Origin of the sequence: Planktothrix prolifica NIVA-CYA 540, assembly GCF_963864145.1 — a bacterium.
GTDB classification, from domain to species: Bacteria; Cyanobacteriota; Cyanobacteriia; order Cyanobacteriales; family Microcoleaceae; genus Planktothrix; species Planktothrix agardhii.
Genome location: NZ_CAWLTW010000001.1, coordinates 1,845,808 through 1,857,672, shown reverse-complemented (window position 1 = coordinate 1,857,672; position 11,865 = coordinate 1,845,808). Strand labels below are relative to the sequence as shown.

Below are 11,865 nucleotides of genomic sequence, written 5' to 3'. Positions count from 1 at the left end.
TGGGAATAGGGATATTAATGTTAAATTTGTAGTAAGCCCTTTAGGGCTATCTGAAGACAGCCCTAAAGGGCTTACTACAAAATGCCTAGATAATCACAAAATCACTAGGCCCAATTAAGGTACTAATATTATTTGTTTGTGGATCAAGGGATGGTAAAATTCCTAAATCAAAAGCAGGTAAACTATCATCACTTAAATTCGGATCATAGCCCATAACATAAGCACCCGAAAAACCGGCATAAGACAAGTTATTTCGGTAGACAAAGAAAGCGGCAGTATCACCCGATCCATTTTGATTTTTCAAGGCAGCATTCACCGCTTGAACATTATCAAAGGTATCTTGGAAAATGATCACCTGTTTATTACTAATATTATCTCCCCCCGAACCCAGGTTAGAAACAATAATCCCCTGTAGGGGAACCACTGTTCCTTCTGCGGTGGTGAAACCGGGGAAACCTAAAGAATTAAATAGGAATCGATCATCACCATTAACATTAAATTCGGTGATCACATCAACACCTTCGGTGGGGGCTAAATAATAGTAGGAATTATTCCCCAAATTTCCAATTAAACTATCCGCACCCCCGCCCCCGGCTAAGGTATCATCATCTTCACCCCCAAACAGGGTATCGTTGCCCTCATCGCCAAAGACTAAATCATTGCCAATTCCTCCAAATACCGTATCCAAGCCATCTCCAGCAAAAATACTATCGTCTCCAAGATCACCGATAATCGAATCATTTCCAGCAGCACCAAAGACAGAATCATCTCCAATCCCGCCGAAGATTGTATCGGCACCGTCCCCACCATTTGCGAAATCATCTCCATCACCGCCGATAATAGAATCATTCCCGGTTCCACCAAATACGGTATCATTGCTTTCCCCGGCATCAATGCTATCGTTACCTGGGCCACCGAGAACTAAGTCTCGACCGACTCCGGCAAAGATTAAGTCGTCTCCATCCTCTCCATAGAGGGAATCATCTCCGGCATTCCCGGTTAGAGAATCATTACCACTTCCCCCTAACAGGGTATCGTTCCCAATCCCACTAATCAGGATGTCATCGTTATTACCACCGGAGAGTAAATTACTATCATCTCCGGCAATTAGGGTATCATTTCCATCTTCCCCTAACAGGGTATTGCGACCCGCCCCGCCATCGAGAGAATCATTGCCTTGACCGCCAAAGAGAGAATCATTGCCGACTTGACCGAGGAGCGTATCATTTCCTTCTTCTCCTTGCAGGACATCATTTCCTTCTCCCCCTTCAAGGGAATCGTTTCCCGTCCCCCCTTCGATAATATCTCGGTTGCCAGCACCGATGAGGGTATCATTCCCGGCAAATCCCCTGATATTTTCACTGAAACCAGTACCAATAATCAGGTCATCTCCATCGGTACCGGTGATGATGTCATCGACAATGGTGATACTAAAAGAATTTTGGGCTGTAGTTCCAATATTATCGGTCAGGAGAAATAGAAATTGATCTCCTCCTGATACATTGCGAGCGTTAAATTGGATGGAACCCGTATCAATATTTTGTTGAGTAAAGGCACCCCCGGTATTAATTCTTTGGGGTGTAGACCCGACAATTTGTAAGTTCCCTAAGTTGGGTTCTTGGGTGATGCGGTAAAAAATTTCATTGGGGGGATTATCCGGGTCTACCGCAAACAGATTGACGGGAGTGATATTTTTCTGATCATTTTGTAAAACAATAATTCCATTATTGACTAATAATGTCGGGGAAATATTAACAGTAATGAAGACTTGAGCCGTGGACGTTAAGCCATAACTGTTTTGAATGGTATAGGGAAAGGTTGATGGCCCTGTAAAGCCCGGGTTGGGTGTGAAGGTAATATTTCCCCCAGCCGTAATTGATGCACTGCCATTGGCGATTGTTCCGACACTCACTAAGGTGAGTTGACTTCCCTGGGGATCGGTATCATTTTTTAGTACGTTAAATGTCACCGAACCATCGGGAGGCCGTTTTACCGCATCATTTTGGGCGATGGGTGGCTGTAGGGCGGGAGTCGTGGGTGTTGGTGGTGTTGTCGGTGTGGGAGTTGTTGGGGTGGGAGTTGTCGGTGTTGGTGGGGTTGTTGGTGTGGGAGTTGTTGGTGTTGGTGGAGTTGTTGGTGTGGGAGTTGTCGGTGTTGGTGGGGTTGTTGGTGTGGGAGTTGTTGGTGTTGGTGGGGTTGTTGGTGTGGGAGTTGTTGGTGTTGGGACTGGAATCGGAATAATTGTACCGGAAATTGGAGTAAAACTATCTGCGGTGATGGTATTACTATCCACACCAATTAGAACTGCAATATAGCTTCCAGCACTACCGTTTCTAATAATAGTATTCCCGGCGTTTTCACTACTTTGGCTAATAAATAAGTCACTAAATTGTAAACCTCCAGCTAAACCAATGCGATCGCCGGGTTCAAAATCATTAACAATTTGAGCATCTCCTAAATTTGCACCGCCACTTTCGCTAGTCATCACAAAGGTATCATTTCCTGAGCCTCCGGTCAGGGTATCGACACCTATACCCCCAAATAGGAAATCATCCCCGGTTTCCCCGGAAAGTTGGTCATCGCCTTCGCCCCCAAATACGACATCGTTACCAATACCGCCAAAGATTGTATCGTTTCCTTGGTTTCCATAGAGGTTATCGGCGCCGTCATTGCCAAAAATCAGGTCTTCTTCTCCACCACCATAGATGGTATCGTTGCCTGCATCGCCCCAAAGGACATCACTGCCTTTATCCCCAAAAATAAGATCATTGCCCTCGCCGCCCCGAACACTATCTGCTCCTTGGCCTCCATAAAGGCTATCATTGCCTAAACCGCCAATAACGGTATCATTACCCAGTTGTCCAAACCCGGTATCATCTCCAGCACTGGCATCGAGGACATCATTATCCTTACCGCCATTAAGTTCATCGTTCCCTTCACCTCCGGTGAGGGTATCATTGCCTTCATTTCCGTAGAGGGTATCATTGTCTTCATCCCCTCGCAGTTCGTCATTTCCTGCTAAACCAAAGATGGTATCGTTTCCGGCTAAACCATTAATAACATCATTTCCAGAGGAACCTGTAATATAGTCGCTGGTTTCTGTGCCTTTACCAATACCTTCAATAATAATAGGTTGATTCCCCGCCAATACTTCAATAAAAACTTGAGCCGGGGCGGTTCCATTGGTAACAGTATAACTAAAACTATCTACTCCAAAGAATTTGGGGTCGGGAGTGTAGGTAAAAATTCCTCCCCCATTAAATACTAGGGTTCCGTTTGCTGTTGAACTAAACTGATTAACGGTGATACTGGTTCCACTTCCACCCTTAACCGTATCGTTTTCCAAAACATTAAAAAATGTCGCCTGTCCTAAATTAGTTTGAAAAAAGTCATTATTGGCAACTGGGGCTGGACTTGTCCCACCATTATTATTAGAAGAGGTGGGGGTCGGAGGAGTGGTGGGGGATGCTGTTGGGGTCGGAGGAGTCGTTGGGGCTGTGGTCGGGGTCGGAGGAGTCGTTGGGGCTGTTGTTGGGGTAGGTGCTGGGCGATTTTGAGGCACAAAAATGACTGTTCCGTTAGCACCAGGAAGGGTTTCCCCCACTAGCCCAGTAAAACTTTGAAATACACCCGGTATTTCCGTCGGAAATATTAATAGCACTTCCTGAGTATTAATTACTCTGGCACTAACGGTATTAATTACTGCACTTGTCATTTTTTTGTCTCCTCATGAATGAACCCACTCGATCAAATCTACCTTTAACACCCCGACCCAGGATTAATTTATATTATTCCCAGAATAACTGATGATAATAACATCAATCCCCGGGAATTTATTGAATTAATTTCTTGATTTTGAAAACAACATAAATAACCTCATTTTTTATATTATAATTAAGGTTGAATTTAACTTTTTTGGTTGCCTTTTTGAAAGACAATTATCTGAAAGTTTGGTCAAAACTATTCCCTATATTATCTGGGTTTGAAGATAGCGCTCAAGGGCTGACTACATGAACTAGGGGTAAAAGGGGGCCGAATTGTTCTTGACCATTAACGGCTAAATCACTGTGACAGAGAATTAAGCGATCGCTCACCCGACTTAACAAATCTACAATAATACGGTGCAATCGTTGTAGATCAGCCGACCTTGTATTTGCTTCTGTCCCTGAATACTCCGGTTGTTCCTTGAGAAATAGAGGCGCTCCCCAGAGAATACTCGCTCCTCCACTCAACCACAAGGGAGATCCCACATCTAGCCAAAAGTGCCAAGCATGGGAAGCTCGACTAGCTCGATATTGAAAAATTGTTCCCAAGGTTACGGCCGGAGGTTTAACCCCCAAACTGGATACCGGATAAGGGTTAGCAGAAATCACTCCCTGTCGTAATAACTGAATAAACTGGCCGACTTGTTCCGAGATGATCCCATCGGTTTTCGCCTGTAAACGATTCTGCACCTCCCAATAGTGGAGTGCCGTTTCCATTAACTCGCGTAGTGCAGAGAGTTGATCGTTTCTCAAGCTGCGACCCGTGCCATTACCCAGAAAAAATTGCTGAATCCCTCGATCTAATAACACTACTGGACTGGCTAATAACTGGTTTTGATAGTCTTCCCGTTGAACTTCCAGCCAGTGCAAAATCTGATTATAGGCGACCGTCGCCTGATATCCCAACCGATCCCAACGGGGAAAAGCATTCACGGTCAGTAACCGAGGATTATCTAAGTCAGGCACAAAACAATGATCAGCTAATAACCCCGCCCGTACTGGGTCGATGGAGAAGCAGGGGGAAAGAGTGTCATGGGTGTAGCGGCTCAGGGTAACGAGCATTTCGGCGATCGCATCTCGATGCACCAGATGACCATTCCCCGGATAGACCAATACCATTAAGGTTAATAAGCCTCGAACTAGGGAAGAACTGATTAGGGGACGTTGTTCCTGCATCGACTCAACGGCTATTCCTGCATGGTTTAAAATTTCTCGCAGGGTATAACGGGCGATCGCATCTAAACCAGGGCCAATTAGGGCAATTTCATCGGGCCGTACCTGGCCAGTTTTAACCCCGGCGATAATCTGTTCGGCGGTTTGTCGGAGCAAATCGGCCCGTGATACCGTTTGAATTGATTGAATCTGAGTAGAAAATAACAGGGAGTCGGGAAAAGCGATGGCATTCTCCAACACCAAATCTAAAATCGGTTCGGCCAATTGTTTCCCTAAACCCCTGGGTTGGTCTAAGGTTTCTGTACGACATCGCTTTTGTAAATCCAAGAAGGCGATCGGGTCGGCCCCTAACCCCAAACGTACAGCCCCATTGGAATTGTAGGTAAATGCAGCCATTTTTCCCTGCTCCAGAAAGAACTCAAACAAGTGACGGGCTAGGACGGGATATTCGTCCACGTCGTCGGCTAAAACTACCGGATATCGACGCAGTAGGTGTTTTTGATAGGTGGGATGATGCAGCAGGTGTTGACCATAGAGATCGGCAATCATCCCATAGGTGAGTAACCCCCGCTCTAAGCACCATTCCCGCCATTGTTGTAGCCATTCTCCTATCTGTTTGTAGGGGGTTTCGATGTCGCCCGTGGGCAGAAATCCCTTTTCTAAAATCTGGGGAATAGCCTCTATTGAGGTAACACTCAGGGCCGCTAGTTGCAGAATATCCAGAATTTGGCGCACCATCCGGTTAAGGCTAATCCCTGGACGTCTGAGGGGACTGATTTCCAGATCATGACTCCAAAGCCGGAGGGCAAGTTCCTGTTCGGTTTCGGGGCGTAAGCGCAGGGGAAATTGGGCTTTTAACCCTAACTTTTCGACTAATAGGGGCCAAAACAAAATTACTTCGTCTTGAAAAAACCCTAAAGGGGTTGTGGAATAAAAGGAATATTGTCCCTGGGGGGTAGTAGTTAAACGGTTAACCAGGGCAATGCGATTATCACCATTGGCGGCAAAAATTAAGGTCGTGGTGGCGACAGACTCAGGGTTTAACCTGGGTTTGCGTGGAGGTTGTGGGGGGTGGGGAAGGGTTCCCAGTAGGGGTGTCCACTCACAAAATAATTCGATCAGGCGAGTGGTTTTGCCACTTTGGGAACTTCCGGTAATCCAGAGAGCAGGAGACAGCACGGCAATCGGTCTAAAATTTGTTAATATACCGATCAACTAAACCTACTCAAACCTACTTAAAGGCTGAAAGTTCAGTCATTCGTAGTGGGTCAAGCACCACAGGGTTAAACGGCAAACCCTTTATTCCCTGGTCAACGACATCAGGAATTACTTTTCGAGTGATATTAAATGACCCATTAACATCGGCATTTAATAACCTACCCTTGGCTGTTTTATACAAGCCTCTAGCTATTCTATGTCCCTGAAATCTTGGTCTTTTTTCACCATATTTAGGTAGAGCATCCCCATCTACAGCACTGGCAACAGATGTGTAAGATTCTTCTGTAATCACTACCCGGATTCCTTTCAGTTGGGCTTTATAGGTCAACATTTCGATTAACCGATAATGGGGAATGTTTACAAATTGTTGATTATTCCTTTTACCTAAGTTAATTGATTGTTTCCAGGTAGCATTATGCCCAATTACTAGGATTCCGATTTGATGTTGTGTACACCAATCTATGACTCTTTTGCTGGCTGTATGTAGATAATTTTCTACTCTACAGTTGCGTTTATGAGTCAGATTTTTTAATCTTTGAGATTGGGTTTGATTATGCTTGAGTTTTAGCTGGGATTGTAAAGAAGAACGTTGTTTATTGTAAAAGGTATTAATCGCTTTTAAGGGTCTGCCTTTAATCAAAAGAGGTCTAACACCTATTTGATTGGTAGTTACAGCCATTAAATTATTAACTCCTAAGTCTATACCTGCTATTTCTTGATAATTGGTTGTCTCCTCTGCTTTTTCATAAACGATTTCGATGACATAACAACTACTTTTCGGTACTATCCTCGCCTCGATTATTGACCTTTGTGATGTGGGAATTTTTATTTCACTCATCGAGAGGTGACAAATTCCTTTTTTCAAGGCTTTTTTCGAGATTGATTCGTGAGGATAAGGGAGAATATTGCGCCCTTTGGTTTTATGTTTATATCTAGGTATTTTAGGTTGACCTAAGAAGTTTTCGGGATGTTTTTGCCAGACTTTTACAGCTTGAAAATAACTTGTCCAGGCTGAATCTAATCGGCGGATGATTTGCTTGCTAACTTTTGTGGGTAAGGCTTTGTAGTCTGGGGTTTGTGATAGGAGATGGTAAAGTTGGTTAAAGTTTAATTTCTGGTAGTGTTGAAAGAAGTGTTGACGATAATGATAATTCGCTAGGTTAAACAAATTTTTCGACAAAAAGGCTTTCTGGTCAAGGTCTGACCAGAGGGGATGGTTTTTTGTGACGAGATGACGTTCAACTAGCTTCATGTTGTGATTATACTGTGAACAGGGTTTTCAGAAAACCCCCCTCGCCAAAATTGCTCATTATTGGCATTTAGCTATCAAAATGACTAATATTGAGCAGAATTAGTTAGATTTTTGGCAGTTGCATTTACCCCCGTACATTGTACCGATGTTCCACCAGAACATCTTTAATTAATATTCACTCCACTGATTCTTAAGGGGTCTAAACCATGGCCGCTGCTGATTCTAATGTATTTAAACAATTCTTTGGCAATGCTAATCAATGGTTTCGTGATACACCGGAACGGGCTTTAGATCAAGCTTATGATGCAGCCTTGAAGATTCGTTCCCTTGAGAATGAGCATTTTCAAGGTGAAAAAATATCTCCAGAATCCCATCCTGAATATAGCGATCGCGTCCTTTCTTATTTTAATTCTGAACTAAAAAAATATCTCAAAATTATTCAGAATCGCTTAATGGTATTTAATGCCAGCCGTTCGGTTTTGGGATGGTCGGAACAAATCAATCCCTCATCGGGTATTAACCTGGAATTAGAGCAAAAAGTTACCTCGAATGGATCATTACCTCACGGGAAAATAGTTGAGGCTATTTGTGAAAAACTCGATTATATTGATGCGGTAGTTACTCGTTATCAAGCCCCAGAATCCTCGGATTTTTCTCTAAATTTAACCCCAAATTCTCCCGAAAAATCTGTATCACTAAATCCTACAGGAAACCCCCCAAATTCAACTCCAAATTATATCTCTGAAAACAAGAATTTTTTGAATAGTAACCGGAATCCTAGTTCCAGAAAAACGATGAAACCGGGTTTGAGGAACAATAATTCGACTCGGGTTTTACCCCGTTCTTTATTGAGAACATTAGGTCGAATTAAACAGGAACTCAGACCCGGATCGGAGTCGGAAATTATTGCGAGTTATAAGCAAACTCAAGCTAAAACCGTAATTTCTATCCGATTTATTCTGTTGTTGATTTTGATTCCTTTATTGACTCAACAACTGGCTAAAAATTTCTTGGTCGGGCCGATTATAGATGGAATATTTACAAATAAAGAACAAACACCTATTTTTATCAATATCGATCTGGAGGAGGAAGCCTTTATCGAATTAAAACAATATGAAGAACGTCTTAGATTTAAGGCATTGATTAGTCAAGCACCTGCCTTAAATTCAGAGGAATTAGATGAAAAACTCAAGGAAAAAGCTAAAGAAATAGCCGAACAATATAAGGGAGATAGTAGTAGCGCGATCAAGAATGTTTTCGCAGATATTATCTCGGTTTTTATGTTCGCTTTTATTTTAGTTTCCAACCGCAGTGAGGTAGAGATTCTCAAATCATTTATGGGGGATTTAATTTATGGATTGAGTGATAGTGCGAAAGCTTTTATTATTATTTTGTCTACGGATATGTTTGTGGGGTTTCACTCTCCCCACGGTTGGGAGGTGATTTTAGAAAGTACCGCCCGACATTTCGGACTTCCTGAAAATCGGGACTTCAATTTTTTGTTTATTGCGACCTTTCCAGTTATCTTAGATGCGGTGTTTAAATATTGGATTTTCCGTTATCTCAACCGCAGTTCTCCTTCTGCTGTTTCTACTTATAAAACGATGAATGAATAAATTAATGTGAAAAAAATAGAAGAAATTCGTCATCAACTCCAATCGGGTCAATTTGACTTTAGCCGTCATGCTTTTAGGCGTGCCGTAGAGCGGAATATTTGTGAATTTGAATCAATGGATTAACTATTCCCAAAGGAGATAAAATGTCTCAATGTCATGTTTGTGGCGCAACAGAATTTCACACAGAACAAGTCAGTGAGATTTTCCAAATTAATGGAAAATTCTATCTGGTAGAAAAAATTCCTGCTCAGGTCTGTTCTAGGTGCGGTGAAGTTACATTTAGTCGGGAAACGACGGAAAATATTAGAAAGATGTTACATGGAGAATCACAACCTATTAAATCTATTAATTTGGATGTATTTGCCTACCAATAGCTTCTTTTATTCCATTTCTTTAGGTTGGTTTTCTTGAGGTAATAATGCTTTTAAAGCTTTGACTTCCTCCTGTAAGAATTTAACCTGTTCCAATAATTGTTGATTACTCTCGGTTAAAACTTTGGTTTGACTACTTAAATAGGGGTCACTTTCCCACCAATTAATCCCAATTTCCCTAGCTTTATCGACGGAAGCAATTAACAAACGAATTCTAATATTCAGGAGTTCGGTGGAACCCACGGAAACGGAAATATCCCCAGCGATGACAATTCCTTTATCTAAAACCCTTTCTAAAATATCAGCTAAACTCGACCCTTGGGTCGATGTGGGAACACCGCGTTGTATATTTGAGGGACGTTGCTGTGAGTTCATGGTTGAATTAATTCTCCTTGTTTCTGCACCGCAAAGAAACGATTATCCTGCTGTTTCAGATGACCTTGTTTTAATAAAGAGCGCAATACATTAGTCGTTTGGACTCGATTTAATCCTAACGCTACTTCAATTTCTGAAACCCTGGCGCTGGTGGTTTTCTGTAAATATTGATAAACTTGTTCTTCAATTTCTAAGGAGTTATTTTCGGTTAATTGGGTTTCTGATGGGGGTAAAAAACTGTTAGTTGATGTGTCACCATCGGTTAATACGGTTTTGATCACTTTTTCTAATTTATTCTGAGCTTCTGTTAGGGATAGGTTGGTACGGGATAATAAAATATCGGCACAAACTTTAATAAAATCCTGATTATTTTCCTGAATAGAAATATCATGTTCATGACAGATTTTGGCAATAATCAATCCGGGTCTTAATCCCGATGCTTTATCAATATGGGGTCGGGCAGCTTTACCATTTTGAACGGGTTTAATTTCTTTTTTTTGGGTGGTTATTTCTAAATAAATTTTGACTATTTCAATAATGTTTTTGGCATCTTCGGGGGAAATTCCGATTTTTTGAATTAAAATTTCCTGCTGGGTTTCGTCATCTGGTTCGGGCATATCAATAGTAATTAACCGATCTAATAACGCATCTTGAGTCCCATAAACTCCACAATATTCTTCGGGGTTTGAGGTAAAAATAGCTCTAAAATGGGGGTTAACTCGAATATATTCTGAACGGCTATTATTCGGAGGCAGCACTAATAATTTTTCTTCTAAAGCAGAAAGTAAAACGTTATTCACTTCTGGACGGGAACGGTTAAACTCATCATAAACCAGGGTAAAGCCTTCTTTACACGCCAAGGTCAGACGAGAATCAATCCAATTTTGTCGTAATTCATCTTCTAATTTAACAACACTATGAATAAAGTTATCAATAACTTTCTTGCGAGTATAGCCTAGTTGGTTGCCAATTAAATCGGAGGATTTGAGTTCATCATCCCCAAAAATTAAAACGATGGGACGGTTTAATAAATCGGCTAAGTGCATCGCCAGGGTGGTTTTTCCGGTTCCGGCTGGCCCCCGTAAGTGCAGAGAAAAGCCACTCTGAAGATACCTCAAGGCTCTAATTGTAAGTTGTTCAATGGCTGGAGTATTAACAAAGCCTTTAGGACGAGCTTGAAGCACGGTAGTCATATTTTTAATGGCGTTATTTAGCTAAAATACTGCCGAGTTAGGGATTAGCGGCAGGTTTAATTTAATGTTGTATCAGGGAACCGAGAATGGAGGATAAACCTACAAACCTAGGATTTCTTAACAGGAATATAAACGCGATGGAATAGAGCGTTGCGGGGTAATCGCTTTTCGCGGTTTTCGGTGGGAACTCCCCCAAACTGTCTGTTGAAGTTTGAGGTGATAGTCTTGTAGTTCGGCGCGAAATACCCCTAAATCCTCGAATAACTTCTGAACAGCGTCTTTTCTTTCCGTCCGACTCTGTTGGAGTTGTTGTTGTAATTGTGCGGCCATTTGCTGGTGCAGAATATCTAACTCCCCTAAATATTCTTCGACTTCCCGATATAGGGTTTGACGAAAAATAGCTAAGTCCTCAAGTAAAGTTTCCCTAGCTTCTAGGCGCTGTTTCTGATAATTGCTAACAGATCCGTTACCCGATATTCTAGGTCTTCCCGAAATTCAGATAATTGCTGATGCAGTTGGGCTGCGACCTGTGAGCGTTCTTCGATGGTTTGCTGCAAAAACTCACCCACTTCCTGGGATAATTGCTGGATAAAGTTTTCCAGTTGTTCTCGCTGTTGCTGGGCTACCCACAAACGCTCGGTGCTGATGTTTGTTAATAATTCTTGGGTTTGTTGTTGTACACCCGTGACAAACCCCTGTCGAGATTCTTGATCATCTAAAGCCTGATTTTGGCGCTCTTGTTGCCAGAGGGATAGGGTGGTTTGAACTTGCTGTTGCCGTTCTTGAACTCCCTGTTGGCGTCCGATACGATCCTGTTGCCACTTGTCTTTTAAAGCCATAATTTTTTTGAAACCCTCGTGTCAGTGGGTTGTGCATTTCTGGGCATTGGGTATGGGCAGTGAA

General features: G+C 42.3%; 9 protein-coding genes. 2 read left to right on the top strand and 7 right to left on the bottom strand.

The features are described 5' to 3' along the window. Positions 1-85: 85 nt before the first annotated feature. From AC559H_RS08550 to AC559H_RS08540, 3 genes are all read right to left on the bottom strand, one after another. A complete protein-coding gene (locus AC559H_RS08550; protein ID WP_026794300.1) occupies positions 86-3,715 on the bottom strand; it encodes an Ig-like domain-containing protein in 3,630 nt (1,209 codons plus the stop codon). Positions 3,716-3,995: 280 nt separating this feature from the next. Next, positions 3,996-6,116, bottom strand: coding sequence for a recombinase family protein (locus AC559H_RS08545; protein ID WP_414093000.1), 2,121 nt, complete (start codon positions 6,114-6,116; stop codon positions 3,996-3,998). A gap of 52 nt (positions 6,117-6,168) precedes the next feature. After that, positions 6,169-7,407: an RNA-guided endonuclease InsQ/TnpB family protein gene (locus AC559H_RS08540; protein ID WP_026789185.1), complete on the bottom strand. Its 1,239-nt coding sequence runs from the start codon at positions 7,405-7,407 to the stop codon at positions 6,169-6,171. 206 nt (positions 7,408-7,613) lie between these two features. On the opposite strand from AC559H_RS08540, the gene AC559H_RS08535 reads away from it, so the two are divergent. Both AC559H_RS08535 and AC559H_RS08530 read left to right on the top strand, forming a co-directional pair. Then, positions 7,614-9,023: a proton extrusion protein PcxA gene (locus AC559H_RS08535; protein WP_026794298.1), complete on the top strand. Its 1,410-nt coding sequence runs from the start codon at positions 7,614-7,616 to the stop codon at positions 9,021-9,023. 143 nt (positions 9,024-9,166) lie between these two features. Then, positions 9,167-9,397 (top strand): YgiT-type zinc finger protein, encoded by a 231-nt coding sequence (locus AC559H_RS08530; protein WP_026789187.1) that lies wholly within the window; start codon positions 9,167-9,169, stop codon positions 9,395-9,397. 6 nt (positions 9,398-9,403) lie between these two features. Here AC559H_RS08530 and AC559H_RS08525 read toward each other — a convergent pair whose 3' ends face one another. From AC559H_RS08525 to gvpC, 4 genes are all read right to left on the bottom strand, one after another. Continuing rightward, complete coding sequence (locus tag AC559H_RS08525; protein ID WP_026789188.1) at positions 9,404-9,769, bottom strand: gas vesicle protein; 366 nt, start codon at positions 9,767-9,769, stop codon at positions 9,404-9,406. Beyond that, positions 9,766-10,962: a gas vesicle protein GvpN gene (gvpN, locus tag AC559H_RS08520; RefSeq protein WP_026794297.1), complete on the bottom strand. Its 1,197-nt coding sequence runs from the start codon at positions 10,960-10,962 to the stop codon at positions 9,766-9,768. The genes AC559H_RS08525 and gvpN overlap by 4 nt, the downstream gene beginning before the upstream one ends. A 117-nt stretch (positions 10,963-11,079) precedes the next feature. Further along, a complete protein-coding gene (locus tag AC559H_RS08515) occupies positions 11,080-11,292 on the bottom strand; it encodes a hypothetical protein (protein ID WP_026798482.1) in 213 nt (70 codons plus the stop codon). 101 nt (positions 11,293-11,393) lie between these two features. Beyond that, positions 11,394-11,801, bottom strand: coding sequence for a gas vesicle protein GvpC (gene gvpC, locus AC559H_RS08510; RefSeq protein WP_026798481.1), 408 nt, complete (start codon positions 11,799-11,801; stop codon positions 11,394-11,396). Between the last annotated feature and the right edge of the window lie 64 nt (positions 11,802-11,865).